The following is a 17,214-nucleotide window of genomic DNA, read 5'->3' on the forward strand; positions in this document are numbered from 1 at the left end:
CGTTGACGCTGTGATTTTGACTTCATTACGATGAAAAAAATCGCGAAAACGCCGGATCTAAAAATCTCGATTTTCGGCGGCGACCAACGAAAAAAAGTGCAGCTGCAACAGCGCTTCCACAAGGCTGTGACAATAAAAATTCGCGAGCGGCACGATAGCAAGATGAGAGAAAGCGACGCCCGGCGGCAAAGCCAAATTGCATAGACAATGTCTATCACCAGCCACAACGCCATCAGCTCCTTTCACCACCCGATTCGCCCACCCCAAGGGCGGAGTACTTGCCCGGTTTGTCACGTGCAGGTGTTTATGTTGTTTGGGACCAATAACAAATAACCAATTTTGGTGATCAGGGGAGATTCATGAAGAATTCCAACCAATTCCGCAAAAAGACACTCGCGTCTGCCGTTGCGTCTTACGCACTGGTGGGCGTCGCTGGTGTAGCCATGGCCCAGGAGCAGTCCGACGCTGCACTGGAAGAAGTTGTGGTGTACGGGGTCAAGCAATCCCAGCAAACCGCGATTAATACCAAGCGCGATGCAAAATCCATTGTCGACGGCATTGCCGCTGAAGATGTCGGTAAACTGCCGGACACCACCATTACCGACTCGCTGCAGCGGATCACCGGGGTGCAGATCCAGCGCTCCGCCGGTGAAGGTGGCAGCCTGAGCGTGCGCGGCATGCAGCAGGTTTCTGTACTGCTGAACGGCGAACAGTTCCTTGCCGCCGGCAACCTGGCCAACGCCCAGCCGAACTTTACCGACGTGCCCTCGCAGCTGCTGCGTAGCGCCAACGTGTACAAAACCCACGATGTGACCAATGCCGTGTCTGGCATTACCGGTACCATTGATATCGAAACCTTCCGCCCGCTGGACTTCCAGGACGGACTGAGCACCGCCAGTGGCTATGATGTTTCTTACGGTGAAATCAGCGGCGAAGCGGACAGCACCTTCAACGCCTTGCTGAACTGGCGCAACGACGTGATCGGGGTGATGGTGTCCGGGGTGACCGGTCAGAAAAACCTGGCCAACGATTATGTCGGCCATGCGGGCGACCCCCAGGGTATGGAAATGGGCCCGGGCTCCGATTTCGCCGGCGACTGGACCGTAAACACCAACTACGGTTACCAGTTCTTCAACGCAGGTAATGAGCGCAACCGCGACGGTATCAACCTGGCACTGCAGGCGGACCTGGGCAATGGTCTGGACCTCGTGGTGGAAGGCTTCCACACCGATGCCACCGAATACCAGCGCCGCGTGGGCCTGGAGCTGTCCAACCGCTGGCAGGGCCAGGGCAACACCAGTGCCGAACAGCAGGCTCTGTGGCACTCCCGCTACAGCGATAACTGGAGCGGCGCGCAGATCGCCTCCCCCACCTCCATCAGCAATTCCGTCACCGGCAAGGACGGCCGCAACTGGGTAGTGGCCGACGAGTTTGATGTAGAGCCCTACTGGGTTTACTCGTTAACGTCCAACCGCAAAATCGACACCGCGTCCACCAACTTCAACGTGGAGTTGAACTGGGACAACGGCGGCCCCTGGAGCGGCAGCCTGCGCGCCATCAGCGCGTCTGCAAACAACGATCAGGTATACGCCACGGCGCAAACCGGTATCAACAACCTGCGCGGCGACACCCTTCAAACTATCGGCGGTCACTTCTATCCCACCGATATTATTGAACGCTACAACCTGACCCTCGACCCGGACCGCCTCGACGAGGTCGGTGTCAACGGCGGCCGTTTTGTACTGCCGAACCCGCTCGGCTACGGCGAAGATCCGCAACTGACCATGGCCTACCGCGATTACAAGGTTGCCATGGCCGGGTTTGACCGCCCCATCGCCGGCGGCCTCACCGATGCCAACGGGGAAAAATCCCTGGCCGAGTACATGGCCAGTAAAGACAGCTGGTTCTTTGAAGGCCTGCAGCTCGAGCAGAACAGCAATATCGAATCCGACCTGAACGCGATCAACCTGAACGTTAACTTCAAGCCGGAAAATCTGTTCGTCACCGATGTGGAGTTCGGCCTGCGCCCGAGCCGCCGCACGGTGGAAAAAGAAAACTACGATTACTGGGCACAGTTCTACGTAGGCTCCAACAATCGTCTGACCAGCCCGGAATTCCCGGCGGCGAAAAACGAAGTAGGCTGTTACGCCCAGTGGCGTTCCATCGACCAGAAGTTTGACGGTGGCGGTACCGGCGCTGAATGTTCCGCTGGTGAGCGCCTGGTCGGCGCAGAAAACGATCCTAACGCCTTTGTGCCATATTTCGCGCTGGCACCACAGGGGCTGGACTTCCACGGCCTGGGCACCGTCTTCGTTGACGACCTGGGAGATAACGTCAGCGGTGTTCCCGGTTTCTGGGCCATTGACCCGAAAAGCTTTGATGACGCGGAAGGTGTGAACCGCCGTATCTTCGGGGATATCAAACCCATCGTGAACCCGGGCACCAGCTACGATCTGACCCTGAGCGAGCTGTCCAGCTACGTGAAGTCAGATTTCGAGTTTGGCAATGTCTTCGGTACCTTCGGGGTCAAGGTGATCGAGTCTGAAATCGAAGCGGTCATTTACCAAACCACCAGCGTTACCCGCACCAACGGTGGCTCCAACTACTACACCGGCCGCACCACCGAACGCAAACGTCGCACCGATGTATTGCCGTCGTTGAACCTGGCCTGGAATGTGACCGACGATGTGATGTTGCGTTTTGCCGCGGCGAAAAACAAACAGGATCTGGATCTGGATAATTACGGCAGTAGCCGCACCATTTACACCGCGGCAGACCCGGCCGATCCTACCCAGCGAATTCCCAGTGGCTGGAATTCTGCCGGTAACATCAATCTGGAACCCTGGCTCACCAGCAACTTCGACATTTCTGCGGAATATTATTTCGGCGATGCGAGCATGTTGAGCATGGGCGCCTACCTAGTGGAAATTGATTCTTTCCGCGAGACCCAGGAGAGCACCATTGATGTGGATTACAACGGTAAAACCTATACCATCAAGGGCAGCGGCCCGGTGGTGGGTGAAGGCGGTGAGGTTAAGGGTATCGAGCTGGGTGCCAAGCTGGCGCTGTCGGATCTGACCGAGCAGGCGGTGTTGCGCGACTTCGGTATCGAGGCCAACTACACCTACTCCCCCAGTGAGGTGCCCGGTGATCACTCTGACGTGACTGGCATGAAGTATCCGTTCGCCAATAACTCGGAGAATACCTACAACTTTATTACCTGGTATCAGAAGGACAAGTTGCAGGCACGTATCGCGCTGAACCACCGCAGTGAGCGTTTCATCCAGTCTTACGGCCCGCTGAACTTTGCCAAGTATGCTCCGGAAGAAACCTATCTGGATGCGAACATTTCCTACGATGTGTGGGACGATGTGACCGTTTACCTGCAGGGTTCCAACCTGACCGGTGAGGATGTACGGGAAGTTTACCGCCTCGCCGATGGAGTGGAGCAGGAAGCGTTGATCTACGATAACGAAGCTCGTTACTCTCTGGGAGTGCGTGCGAAGTTCTGATCAAAAAGCGCTAAATAATGTGGTACCCGCCCGGAGAGATCCGGGCGACTGTACCCGATTGGGGAGTTAACAAAAAACGAACTCTCCAGTCGGGCACAGCCTTCTCTGAAACCTTTGCAGTTCCTATAAAAACAAAAAAGAAAATAAGAGAGAACAAAATAATGGGCAGGCCAAACAATCGCATCGTGATTGCCGGGGGCGGCACTGCAGGCTGGATGACGGCGGCGGCGCTGTCGCAGCATTTTGGATCACAGGCCACCATTACCCTGGTGGAATCTTCCAGTATCGGCACCATCGGTGTCGGTGAGGCCACCATCCCCACCATTCGGAATTTTTATCGTCGGCTGGGCTTGCAGGATCAGGATGTGATCCGCGCGACCCAGGCGACCTGTAAGCTCGGCATCCAGTTTAATGACTGGCACAAGCCCGGCTCTTCGTTTATCCACCCATTCGGCATGTACGGTCAGGACGTGCGGGGAATCGATTTTCATCAGTTCTGGCTGAAACTACACCGTCAGGGGCGCGCGGCGCCACTGGGGGAGTATTCCCTGGGGGCGACACTCGCGGCGGCGGGCAAGTTTGTACCGCCTTCGCCCAATCCTCCGTCCACGCTTTCGGTGTATGACTGGGCGCTGCATTTTGATGCGGCGCTGTTTGCGCAGTTGATGCGCGACGTCGCCACCCGCCAGGGGGTGACGGCGGTAGATGCGGTGATTGCTCGGGTGTCCCAGCGGGAAGATGGCCGTATCGCGGCGCTACATACCGAGTGCGGACAGCGGGTTGAGGGCGATCTGTTTATTGATTGCTCGGGCTTTCGCGGATTGTTGATCGGCGAGACGCTCGGCGTTGAGTACCAGAGCTGGCAGCAGTGGCTGCTATGCGACTCGGCACTGGCGGTACAGAGTGAAAGTGTGGAGCCACCAAAGCCCTATACCCGGGTCAATGCTCAGGAGGCTGGCTGGCAGTGGCGGATTCCGCTGCAACAGCGAGACGGCAACGGCCATGTATACTCCCGCCAGTTTATGAGCGACGCCCGCGCCGAGGAAATCCTGCGGGCGAATATTCCTGGGGCGTTGAATGCCACGAGCACCTTGAATGCCGAACCGCGCAAGATCGGATTTACACCCGGGCGGCGTGCCCGCGCCTGGGAGAATAACTGTATTGCCATTGGCCTCTCCGCCGGATTTCTGGAGCCGCTGGAGAGCACCAGTATTGCCCTGATTGAAACCGCCATCGAGAAAATCAAAACTCTGGTCACCAACTTCGATTTCCATCCGAGTGTGGTCGAGGAGTTCAATCAGACCACGGCGCTGGAATACGAGCGCGTGCGGGACTTTCTGATTCTGCACTACAAGGCGAGCCAGCGCGACGACAGTGAATTCTGGCGCTACTGCCGCAATATGGCGCTGCCAGAATCGTTGCAGCACAAACTGGACCTGTTTCTAAACAGTGGCTATATCGTCAACTACCGCTGGGAGATGTTCCACCAACCCAGCTGGCTTGCCATCTTTGCCGGTTTCGATGTGCTGCCAGAAAACTACGATCTGCGGGTAGATCAATTCCCTGACGAACAGATCGAACACAGCCTGAATGAAATGCACCGGTCACTGCAGCGCGCGGTGTCTGGCGCCCCCGATCATCAACAGTTTATTGCGGAATGTTTTCCAGCGGAGAGGCCCAGCGAGGTAGCGTTATGAACCCCTTGAAGAAAATCACCATCGTGGGCGGCGGCACCGCCGGGTGGATTGCGGCGGCGGTGCTGTGCAATCAGTTTTCCGCAGAAGAGCTGTCGGTTGAGCTGGTTGAATCTGCGGATATCGGCACCATTGGTGTGGGTGAATCCACCATTCCGCCATTCCTGGAGTTGCTGCACTCGCTGAACATTGATGAGAAAGATTTTATTGAAAAAACCCAGGCCAGTTTCAAGCTGGGAATTCAGTTTTCCGACTGGAAACAGCTGAATGAAACCTACTTTCACCCGTTTGGCAGCATCAGCGCCAACATGGATGAATATGTGTTCTACCAGAACTGGCTCAAGTCCTGCGCCGAGGGAGACGACTTTGCCCTGCAGGATTTTTCCGCCTGCTCGGTGATGGCCAAACACAAGAAATTTTTCCTGCCCCAGAGCGCAAGCAAGACACCGGTTTCCGAAGCCAGCTATGCCCTGCATCTGGATGCGGGCCTGGCCGCCCGATATCTGCGGGATTATGCGGAGCAGCGCGGGGTCAAGCGCACCGAGGGCAAGATCGTGGATGTGGTGCAGACGGACAATGGCGATATTCGCAGTGTGCGACTGCAGAGCGGTGAGGAAATTGCCGGTGACTTTTTTATCGACTGCTCCGGCTTCCGCGGCCTGTTGATCGAGCAGACACTAAAGGCCGGCTACGAGGACTGGTCACACTACCTGCCCTGTGATCGCGCGGTGGTGGTACAGACAGAAAACACCGCACCACCGCCCCCCTACACCCGCGCAACCGCCCAGGCCGCGGGCTGGAGCTGGAAAATTCCGCTGCAACATCGCACCGGCAACGGCTACGTGTACGCGAGCCAATACTGTAGTGATGAAGAAGCCACACAGACCCTGTTGCAGCAACTGGAAGGCAACCCCATTACCGAGCCCCGGATAATTCCTTTCCAGACCGGCATGCGCAAAGAGATCTGGAAAAATAATTGCCTGTCGCTGGGGCTGGCATCCGGATTTATCGAGCCACTGGAAAGCACTGCCATCCACCTGATTGCCCGGGGCATGGTGCACTTTATGCGCCACTTCCCCGAGAAAGACTGCCAACCGGCACTGTCTCGTGAATTCAACCGGCGCATGGCCACCGACTACCGGGAAATCCGCGATTTCATCGTGTTGCACTACTGCCTTACCGAGCGCGAAGACACGCCGTTCTGGCGCTGGTGCAAAACCATGCAGTGGCCGGAATCTCTGCAGTACACCCTGGACTACTTCAAAACCCAGGGCGGCCTGCCGGAAGAGATCGACCGGCTGTTTGCCCCGGTGAGCTGGCGCTCGGTGTGTGAGGGTATGGGTCTGCGCCCGGGCTCTTACTCACCCCTGATCAATAGCTTCAATTACGCCACAACGCGCTCGCACCTGACGAACTACCGCCAGGCGCTGGAGGATTTCATTCGCCAGTTACCGGATCACGAGGTGTTTATCGAAAAACACTGCCGCGCACAGAAGCCCATTGCTGCCTAGTGGGCCAAGCGTAGTGATCCATGCATAGTGGTCCCTGAGTCATTGTATTTTTCCGTTGTCATCTTGTGCTCTCAGGCTCGTAAGAGTCATCTTCGCGTTACCCCGCGCCAACCGGCGCGGGGTCTTTTTTTGTCGAAGCCAAATTGAAAGCGCACCAACGTGACCGAAATCGTTTTCAGGAAATGAAAAGATTGAAAACGATTTCAGTCTATAGACTTTGATCATGGCGAATTATTAACATCCAACACGCACTTTGGTATGCGACGCCGAGCGTCACTAAAGTCTCAGAATAAGAACCTTGGAAATTTTGCGATGAAAAAAACAGCCCTCACAAAAAGCAGCGCTCGCCGTGCGCCCGTCAAAACATTGGTATCGGCGGCGATAATGGTTCTGGGCGCGAGTGCCGCCAATATCGCCCTGGCAGAAGCCGCGAGCCAGAAGCTCACCTCACCCTCTGGCGAAATATCCCTGGAGTTCTATCTGACAGACAAAGGCCAGCCCGCCTACCGCACCCGCTTTCACAACAAGCCGGTCATTGGCGAATCCCTGCTGGGCCTGGATTTTAGAAAGGCGCCGGACCTGCTGGAGAATTTTTCCATCATCGAGGTGCATTCCCGCAGCGCCGACAGCACCTGGGAACAACCCTGGGGCGAGGAGCGCTACATCCGCGACCACTTCAATGAAATGGTTGTGCAGCTTCAGGAAAAATCGCCAAAGGCACGCGCGCTGAACCTGGTATTCCGCGCTTATGACGACGGAATTGCCTTCCGCTATCAGGTGCCGGCACAAAGCCATCTCGACAAGGTGGAAATTCTCGATGAAGCCACCGAATTTAATCTGCTGGAGAATATGTCCACCTGGTGGACACCGGCGCTGGCAGGAGAGAAGTACGAATATCTCACCCAGAACACACCGCTGGATCAGGTCGAGCTGGTACACACACCGCTGACCATGAAGGGCAAGTCCGACCTCGCCATCGCGATTCACGAAGCGGCTCTTAAGGACTACGCCACCATGAATCTTTCCGGCGACGGCACGCGCCTTAAGGCCGCGCTGGTGCCGATTCACAAGGACAATCCGGTCAAGGTAGAGACCAGCGCACCCTTTGCCAGCCCCTGGCGCACGGTACAGATAGCAGAAAAAGAGACCGACCTGATTACCTCCTACCTCGCCCTCAACCTGAATGAGCCGAATAAACTTGGCGATGTGTCCTGGGTACAACCCGGAAAATATGTGGGTATCTGGTGGGAACTGCACCTGGAAAAAGGCACCTGGAACCAGGGCCCCAAGCACGGTGCCACCACGGAAAACACCAAGAAATATATCGACTTCGCCGCCGCCAACGGTTTTGACGGCGTGCTGGTGGAAGGCTGGAACGAGGGCTGGGATGGCGAGTGGTACAACCACGGGGGTGCCGCGTTCAACTTCACCAAAGCCTATCCGGACTATGACGTGGATGCGGTCACCGAATACGCGGCGAAAAAGGGCGTATACATCATCGGCCACCACGAGACCGGATCGGAAACCGATAACTACGAGCGCCAACTGGAAGACGCCTACGATTTTCTGCAAAAGCACGGCATGAAGGCGGTAAAAACCGGATATGTGGAGAGCGGTGAATTGCTGACCAACGGCAACTACCACCACGGCCAGAAGTTTGTACAACACGCGGAGAAGGTGACCAAAGTTGCTGCCGCCCACAAGGTCATGGTGGTGGCCCATGAAACCGTCAAGGATACTGGCGAGCGCCGCACCTACCCCAACCTGATTTCCCGCGAAGTGGCACGAGGCCAAGAATACGACGCCTGGGCCAAAGATGGCGGCAACCCACCGGATCACACCACCATTATCCCGTTTACCCGCCTGCTTGCCGGGCCCATGGATTTCACCCCGGGCACCTTCGATATCACCCTGCCGAGCCGCCCGGATAACCAGGTCAATACCACCCTGGCCAAACAACTGGCGCTGTATGTAGTGGTGTATTCACCGGTACAGATGGCATCGGACCTGCCGGAAAACTATGCCAAGTATCCCGATGCGTTTCAGTTCATCAAGGATGTCGCTGTGGACTGGGAAACCACCAGGGTACTGTCCGGAGAAATCGGTGAACACATCGCCATTGCACGCCAGACCCGCGACAGCGAAGACTGGTTTGTGGGAGCCGTGACCGATGAAAAGGCCCGCGAGGTCGCCGTGGATCTGAGCTTCCTCAACAAAGACCTCAGCTACACCGCCACCATTTACCGCGATGGAGAAAAAGCGGACTACCGCAGTAACCCGGAAGACTATGTAATTGAAACGCGCAAGGTCAAAGCCGGGGATACCGTGCGCGCACAACTGGCGCCCGGCGGGGGTATGGCCATCAGTCTGCTGGCCAATGAACATTAACACTACCGAATTCGATCCACTCAGCAATTAGCTAACAGTAATTAACAAGCAGCAAACTCACAGGATGCTGTCCCCGCCCGGAGTTCCGGGCGGGGCTCTCAAAAAACAAACCTGAATACGAATACACAAATAATAATAACGATGGCCTGACGGTGCCGATCACCTGAAGTCCGATTTTTTCACCGGCGGCGATTGTATCCGCTCGCCGCACACCAGCAGATCCCTTCTGCGCTGTTCGATTTTTCTTTCACCTGTAGTCCGGTTTACGCCCGGAGGTAGCTCCCTACGCCTTTTTTTCGTGGGAGTCCCGCAGTACGCGTAGCAAAACAATAACCTTCGAGGAAACGATGATGAATTTCCGAACCGATAAATCGCCACGCTTTAGTGGCGGCGGCAGGCTCCCATTGCGGGCCCTGAGGGCGACGTCGCTCGTCGCCGTGAACCTGTGCCTTGCGATTAGCGCCCAGGCCCAGTCCCAAAGCAACCTCGCACCCGGTGCACAGATCACTGCAACTTCTTACGCAGATGTCTACGGCCCGGGCAATACCAATAACGGCAATCAGGCCAGTTACTGGGAGAGCGCCAACAACGCGTTTCCCCAGTCACTGACTGCGGACCTCGGCAGCGTGCAATCCCTTGAGCGTATCGCACTGAAATTGCCAGCCAACTGGGGTGCGCGCAATCAGACTCTGAGCATCAGTGGCAGCAGTGACGGCAGCAGTTATGCGCCCCTGGTGGGCAGCGCCAGCTACACCTTTGCCCCCGGTAGCGGCAACAGCGTCAGTATTCCGCTGTCCAGTGCCGACGCGCGATTTGTGCGGGTCACGGTGACCGCGAATGATGGCTGGCCCGCGGGGCAGTTTTCAGAATTTGAAATTTACCCAGACCCGGGTTCCGGCAGCAGCGGCGGCAGTAGCAGCTCCAGTAGTAGTTCGGGCGGCACCGGCAGTAGCGGGGGCAGTAGCGGGGGAACGGCACCGAGCGGTGACCCGATCAATGCAAGCGCAGCCACCGGTTCCAGCGCCGTGGGCCACCTGCCCGCCAGCAACCTGATTGACGGCAACCCGTCGTCCTACTGGGAAAGCACCGGTGCCCTGCCGCAGTCGGCCACCATCGATCTCGGCAGCCCGCACTTTATCAATCAACTGGCAATGAAGCTGCCACCGGATGCCGCCTGGCAAACCCGCAACCAGACCATCACGATTCTCGCCAGCGAAAACGGCAACGACTTTGTGACGGTAGCCGGGGCACAGGGTTACACCTTTGATCCGGCCAGTGGCAACACCGCCTATGCGAGTTTCGGGGAAACCCGCGCGCGCTATGTGCGCCTCAGTATTTCTGGCAATACCGGCTGGAGTGCAGCACAGCTTTCTGAAGTCGAAGTCTACGGCCAGCCAGATCCGGTGCCGCCCCAGGCGCCGCAAAATCTGACCGTGGCCGGCGGCACCGCAACCACGCTGTTTTTAAGCTGGGACGCCGCACCGCTGGCAGACAGCTATGAAGTCTTCCGCGATGGCGTGTCGATCGCAACCGTCACCGATAGCGCATTCGCCGATAGCGGGCTGACACCAGCGAGCAGTTACAGCTACAAGGTGGTTGCCCATAACAACTTTGGCAGCTCCGCCGACAGCAACACCGTCAGCGGTCAAACCCAGGAAGAAAATGCCGGGCCCGATCCCACCCTGCGCGGTGCCAGCATGCCCTACGCCCTGTACCAGGCGGAAAATGCGGTGACCGGTGGCGGTGCCCAGGTGCTCGCGCCCAACCGCACAATCGGCGACCTCGCCGGTGAAGCGTCCGGCCGCAGTGCCGTCACTCTGAACAACACCGGCGCTTATGTGGAATTCACCACCGCCGAGCAGACCAACACCCTGGTGACACGCTTCTCCATTCCCGACGCACCCGGAGGCGGCGGTATTTCCGCAACCCTGAACGTGTATGTGGATGGCCAGTTTGAAAAAACGCTGCAGCTGACTTCCAGGCACGCCTGGCTGTACGGCAATGAAGCGTCGCCCCAGGACAATCCCAGCGCTGGCGCACCGCGGCATATTTACGACGAAGCCAACCTGATGTTTGACCGTGTGATTCCCGCAGGCAGCACCATCCGCCTGCAGAAAGATGCGGAAAACAGCAGCCAGTACGCCATCGATTTTATCAGCCTGGAAAATGTGGCTCCGATTCCCAATCCGAATCCGTCCACGTTTGTGGTACCCAGTGGCTTCAGCCACCAGGCGGTGCAGCAGGCAATTACCGATGCCGCCAGCAGCGGTGCCGAAGGGGTTTATTTGCCGCCGGGGAATTATGAAACCAATTACAAATTTCAGGTAACCCAGAAGCCCCTGAAAATTGTCGGTGCCGGCCCCTGGTATACCCGTTTTTATACACCGCAAAACCAGAGCAACACCGACGCGGGCTTTGCCACCGCCAGCGCTGCCAATGGTTCCACCTTTGCCAATTTTGCGTTCTTCGGCAACTACGTCACGCGCAACGACGGCCCGGGCAAGGTGTTCGACTTTAACGGCGTGCGCAACATGACCCTGGACAACCTGTGGGTGGAACACCAGGTGTGTATGTTCTGGGGCTCCAGTGTGCACAACACTACTATCAGCAACGCGCGTATCCGCAACACCTTTGCCGACGGGGTGAACTTCACCAACGGCAGCAGCGGCAACCACGTGTTCAACAGTGAAGCCCGCTCCACCGGCGACGATAGTTTTGCGCTGTTTGCGGCAACGGATAACGGCGGCGGTATTGTGCAGGACAACCTGTACGAAAACCTCACCGCCATGACCCCGTGGCGCGCTGCCGGCCTCGCCAGTTACGGTGGCCAGGGCAACACCTTCCGCAATATTCATGTGGAAGACACCCTCACCTACAGTGGCGTTACCATCAGCTCCCTGGACTTCGGTTATTCATTTACCGGCTTCCAGTACAACCCCACCACCAATTTCGAGGGCATTACCATCCTGCGCTCCGGTGGACACTTCTGGGGCGACCAGGTGTTCCCGGCCATGTGGTTGTTCTCGGCATCGAGCACCTTCCGCGGCTTGCGTATCTCCGATCTGGAAATCGTCGACCCGACGTACCACGGCATCATGTTCCAGACCAAATATGCCAGCAGCCAGCACGAGAATGTGTTTGAGGACACGGTGTTTACCAACGTAAGCATTTCTGGGGCGAAAGTAGACCCGCAGTATCCGAACCGCTCCGGCTTCGGTATCTGGTCCAACCCCATGCCGGAAACCGGCCAGGGCCCGGCGGTGGGCAGTGTGGAATTCAACAATCTGACCATGTTCAACAATGTGGTGAACATCAAGGATGAGTCACCGGATTTCCACATCACCATCAATGGCTTCAACGGTTCCGGATCGAGCAGTTCGAGTTCGAGCTCAAGCAGCTCCAGTTCCAGCAGCTCCAGCAGTTCCAGTTCAAGTTCGAGCTCCAGCAGTTCCAGTTCCGGCGGCAGTTCCGGCTCCGGTTCCAGCTCAAGCTCAAGTTCGGGTTCGGGTTCGGGCTCTGGGTCCAGTTCGGGTTCCGGCACGCCGCAACCGGTACAGTCCGGCAAGTCGCACTCTGCCACCAGTGAAGATCCCTACCACACCGCCGCCAACGCACTGGATGGTGACCAGGGCACTTACTGGGAGAGCGCCAGCAATGCCTTCCCGCAAACGCTGACCATCGACCTCGGCAATACCCACTTTGTGAGTAAAGCCGTGTTCAAACTGCCCAACCTCAGCGCCTGGGAGCCGCGCACCCAGAGCATCGAGATCCGCCGCAGTGGCGATGGCAACAGTTACACCAGCCTCGCCAGCGGCAACTATGTGTTCGACCCGGCGAACAGCAACAGTGTTACGGTGAACTTCAACGAGGCTCCGGCGCGCTATGTGCAGATCGTTATAACCAGCAATACCGCCTGGCCCGCCGCGCAGCTTTCCGAAGTGGAAATCCACGGCTACCCGGACCCGGTACCACCGGGCACACCGCAATCGCTGAGCGTCACTGGCGCAACGGACACTTCGATTTTCCTGGCGTGGCAACCGAGCCCATTGGCCAGCAGTTACAAAGTGCTGCGCGACGGGGTTGAAGTCGCCACCGTGAGCGGCAGCAGTTTTGAAGACACCGGTCTCGATGCGGAAACCAGCTATAGCTACACCGTGCGCGCGGTAAACCAGTACGGTGAATCCGCGCTCAGCGCATCGGTCAGCGGCACGACACTGGAGGAAGGCAGCGGCCCCATGCCGCACCCGGAACCCAACAGTGATCATGGTGCAGCCGTGCTCTACGATCGCTACGACACCTACGCCGCAGACATCGGCGGTGGCGCGTCCATTCAGACTGCTCCCACCTTCGACCAGAGCCTGATCGCATCGGAAGCCAGTGAGCAGAGCTATATCACTCTGCCGGCCAGCGGCAGCTTTGCCGAGTGGACAGTGCGGGACGGTGAGGGCGGTGCCGGTGCGACCATGCGCTTTACCATGCCGGACTCCGCCGATGGCATGGGCCTGAATGGCTCCCTGGATGTGTACGTCAACGGCCAGTTTGCCAAAACCGTAGATCTCACTTCCTACTTCGCCTGGCAGTACTTCTCCGGCGATCATCCCACCGACGCACCCGGAGGCGGCCGCCCGCTGTTCCGCTTCGACGAAGTGCACTGGAAACTGGACGCGCCACTGCAGGCCGGCGATGTGATCCGCATCCAGAAAGGTGGCGATGCCATCGAATACGGGGTGGACTTTATCGAGCTGGAAAATGTCCCCGCGCCCATCGCCCGTCCGGGCAATTCGGTAGCGGTGACCGACTTCGGTGCAGTGCCCAATGACGGCATCGACGATCTGCCCGCGTTTGAAGACGCTGTGGATCAGGCGGTGGCCACCGGCCAGAGCCTGTATATTCCGCCGGGCACCTTCCACCTGAACGATATGTGGCGCGTGGGCAGTACCGACAACATGATCCAGGACCTGACGGTACTGGGAGCCGGTATCTGGCACACCAACATCCAGTTCACCAACGCCAATTCCGCCAGCGGCGGCATCTCGCTGCGGATTCTGGGCAAGCTGGAATTTAGCCATGTGTACATGAATTCCAACCTGCGCTCCCGCTACAGCCAGAATGCCATCTACAAAGCGTTTATGGACAACTTCGGTACCGACTCGCACATTCACAATGTGTGGGTAGAGCACTTTGAAGCGGGCTTCTGGGTGGGCGACTATGCACACAACCCGGCAATCCACGCGGAGAATCTGCTGATCGAACACAGCCGTATTCGCAACAATCTGGCAGACGGGGTCAACTTCGCCCAGGGCACCAGCAACAGCACCGTGCGCAACTGCAACCTGCGCAACAACGGTGACGACGGCCTGGCGGTGTGGACCAGCAACTACAATGCCGCACCTGCCGGCGTGAACAATGTGTTCTCCCACAACACCATCGAAAACAACTGGCGCGCAGCGGCCATTGCGTTCTTCGGTGGCAGCGGCCACAAAGCCAGCCACAACCTGATTGTGGATACCGTGGGCGGCTCCGGCTTCCGGATGAATACCGTATTCCCCGGCCACCACTTCCAGGGCAATACCGGCATCGAGTTTACCGACAGTACCATCATCCGCAGTGGCACCAGCCAGGATCTGTACGACGGCGAACGCGGCGCGATCGACCTGGAGGCCTCCACCGATCCGATCAGCAACGTGACCATCAGCCGTATCGATATCTACGATACCCAGCGCAGTGCCATTCAGGTGGGTTACGGCGGCGGCTTCACCGGCGTGGTATTCAATGACATCGTCATCGACGGCACCGGCCTCGACGGCGTGACCACCTCGCGCTTCTCGTCACAACACCCCGGCGCCGCCTTCTATTCCTATACCGGCAACGGCAGCGTCACCATCAACAACTGGACCACCAACAACGTGGCCCACCCGGATACGATATTTATCCAACCCGGGTTTAATCTGCAGATTCAGTAAATCTCGTCAGTGGTAATTTGGGGGCGCTTCGGCGCCCCTTTTTTTGTTTCCAAAATTCAGATTCGATTGAAAATTTTCAGTCTTCAATCGCTCTTACCGGAAACTACAGACCACTGAAAACGTTGCCAGAAAACGACCCATCTCGAATATTGAACATCCACAGAAAATCATCCTCATCACAACGAAACTCATGCGCATGGCACCCACAAAAGCTATCATCGGTGCGTCATGCAGTACCGACAAGAAGTGTTTGGACAGATGTAAAACAATTATAAAAACGAGAGAAAACACCATGACTGGCATTATCGAAATTGCCAAAGCGGCGAATGTGTCCCCCTCCACGGTATCCCGGGTGATCCACAACCCGGAACTGGTCAGCGAAGAGAAGCGTAACCAGGTGCTCGAAGTCATCAACCGCACCGGCTATACCCCGAGCAATCTCGGTGCCGGGCTGCGCAAAGCCAAGACCAACAACCTGGTCGCCATCATTCCCGACGTTACCAGTGCGTTTAATTATCCGGTGATCCGCGCCATTGAGAGTATCGCGCTGGAAAACGGCTATTCCCTGCTACTCGGCGACACTCAGGAGCTGGAGAGCCGCGAGCGCTCTTTCGCGTCCATGGCCCGCTCCCGCCAGGCCGATGGCATTCTGCTGTTCTGCTCCAATCTGCCTTTTGATATAGACCCGGAAATTCCACTCAGCGAGCAGCTGCCGCCACTGGTCAACGCCTGCGAAACCAGCGATCTACCCGGCTTGCCCAAGGTCAATATCGACAATGTGGCCGCCGCCGAGGAGGCGGTTAATTATTTGCTCGGCCTGGGCCACAAACGCATTGCCGCAATCACCGGCCACGTAAAATCTCCCAGCACCCAGGATCGCCTGAAAGGCTACCGTTACGCCCTGCGCGGCGCGGGCATTCCGGTGGACGATGGGTTGATTGAGGCGGGAAATTACGGGCTGAAAGACGCGGAGCAGGCCACCCGCAAACTGATGGCGCGGCGGGATCGCCCCACGGCAATTTTCAATTTCAGTGATGAAATGGCCATGAGCTGCCTGGCCACCCTGCACGATATGGGGCTGCGCATCCCCGACGATGTTTCGGTAATGGGCTTTGACGATATTTCCTACGCAGAATACTGCTACCCGGCACTCACCACCGTGGCCCAGCCGATGACGGAAATCGGTATTGAATGTATGGAGCTGCTGCTGCCGCAACTGAATGGCAAACCGATGCAGGCGTGCAATAAAATCCTGCCGCACCGGCTGATGATCCGCAAAAGCACCGGACCGGCGCCGGCGGGCTAAACCGAGGCGTTCAGTCCCAGCTGTTTACCGTGCGCAGACTGCGCTGGATGCTGTCATAGGGCGCAGCGGCATCGTCGCGCTCCACAAAGCCGTATTCCAGCCCGGCCTTTTCCGCGTGCGCTAACAGGGCGGGGAAATCGATCACGCCGCGCCCAACATCGGCCATCGCACCCTCGCTGGTGGCGTCTTTCAGGTGCCACAGCGGAAAGCGGCCGGGGTGCCGCTCGAAATAGGCTAGCGGGTCCTGCCCGGCCTTGTGCATCCAGTACACATCCATTTCGAAAAACACCAGCGCCGGGTCGGTGTTGTCCAGCAGCTGCTGATAGGGCACAAAACCACCGGTCTGTTCAAATTCGAAGTCGTGATTGTGGTAGGCGAGGCGCAGACCGGCCTCGCGGCACTGACGGCCCCAGTCATTCAGGTTCTGCGCCAGCCGATGGTAATCTTCTGCCGTGCGCCGACTCTCGTCGAGCCAGGCCAACACCACGTACTCGCTGCCCAACGCTTTGGCCTCGGCAACCACCGAGGGGAAATCCGACTCCATCTGCTCCAGAGGAAAGTGGCTCGCCGGCGCGCGCAATCCATTGCGCTGGAGCAGCTGCTGTACCTCAGCGGCGCTGTGACCGTAGAAGCCGGCTAACTCCACTGTCTGATAACCGGCTTCCGCCACCTTCGCCAAGGTGGTGCCCACACTTTCTTCCATTTGATTGCGGAGGGTATACAGCTGGACTCCGTTCAGGTCAGGCTGGGCAGTTACATCAGCGGGCATGGTCCCTCCGGTAGCAATCAATACACACAGGGCGAAATTCGTCAGAGCCTGTTTGGGAGCGCTTTTTTTCT

General features: G+C 57.7%; 7 protein-coding genes. 6 read left to right on the plus strand and 1 reads right to left on the minus strand.

From position 1 onward, the window contains the following. Nucleotides 1–359: 359 nt before the first annotated feature. From Q1A74_RS13240 to Q1A74_RS13265, 6 genes are all read left to right on the plus strand, one after another. A complete protein-coding gene (locus Q1A74_RS13240; protein WP_299596870.1) occupies nucleotides 360–3,512 on the plus strand; it encodes a TonB-dependent receptor in 3,153 nt (1,050 codons plus the stop codon). 161 nt (nucleotides 3,513–3,673) lie between these two features. Continuing rightward, nucleotides 3,674–5,209 carry a tryptophan halogenase family protein gene (locus tag Q1A74_RS13245; RefSeq protein WP_299596873.1) on the plus strand — a complete coding sequence of 512 codons (1,536 nt, stop codon included), beginning with the start codon at nucleotides 3,674–3,676 and terminating at the stop codon, nucleotides 5,207–5,209. Further along, nucleotides 5,206–6,717: a tryptophan halogenase family protein gene (locus tag Q1A74_RS13250; RefSeq protein ID WP_299596876.1), complete on the plus strand. Its 1,512-nt coding sequence runs from the start codon at nucleotides 5,206–5,208 to the stop codon at nucleotides 6,715–6,717. Before Q1A74_RS13245 ends, Q1A74_RS13250 begins: the two co-directional genes overlap by 4 nt. A 312-nt stretch (nucleotides 6,718–7,029) precedes the next feature. Beyond that, the gene (locus Q1A74_RS13255; protein WP_299596879.1) at nucleotides 7,030–9,105 is read left to right on the plus strand and encodes a glycoside hydrolase family 97 protein; all 2,076 of its coding nucleotides are present in this window, start codon (nucleotides 7,030–7,032) and stop codon (nucleotides 9,103–9,105) included. Between the two features lie 350 nt (nucleotides 9,106–9,455). Beyond that, entirely contained in the window at nucleotides 9,456–15,068 is a 5,613-nt protein-coding gene (locus Q1A74_RS13260) for a discoidin domain-containing protein (RefSeq protein ID WP_299596882.1), read from the plus strand. 292 nt (nucleotides 15,069–15,360) lie between these two features. Continuing rightward, nucleotides 15,361–16,374, plus strand: coding sequence for a LacI family DNA-binding transcriptional regulator (locus Q1A74_RS13265; protein WP_299596884.1), 1,014 nt, complete (start codon nucleotides 15,361–15,363; stop codon nucleotides 16,372–16,374). 10 nt (nucleotides 16,375–16,384) lie between these two features. On the opposite strand, the gene Q1A74_RS13270 is transcribed toward Q1A74_RS13265, so the two are convergent. After that, nucleotides 16,385–17,143 carry a sugar phosphate isomerase/epimerase gene (locus Q1A74_RS13270; protein WP_299596886.1) on the minus strand — a complete coding sequence of 253 codons (759 nt, stop codon included), beginning with the start codon at nucleotides 17,141–17,143 and terminating at the stop codon, nucleotides 16,385–16,387. Nucleotides 17,144–17,214 lie beyond the last annotated feature (71 nt).

Source organism: uncultured Microbulbifer sp., from assembly GCF_947504145.1.
GTDB lineage: Bacteria > Pseudomonadota > Gammaproteobacteria > Pseudomonadales > Cellvibrionaceae > Microbulbifer.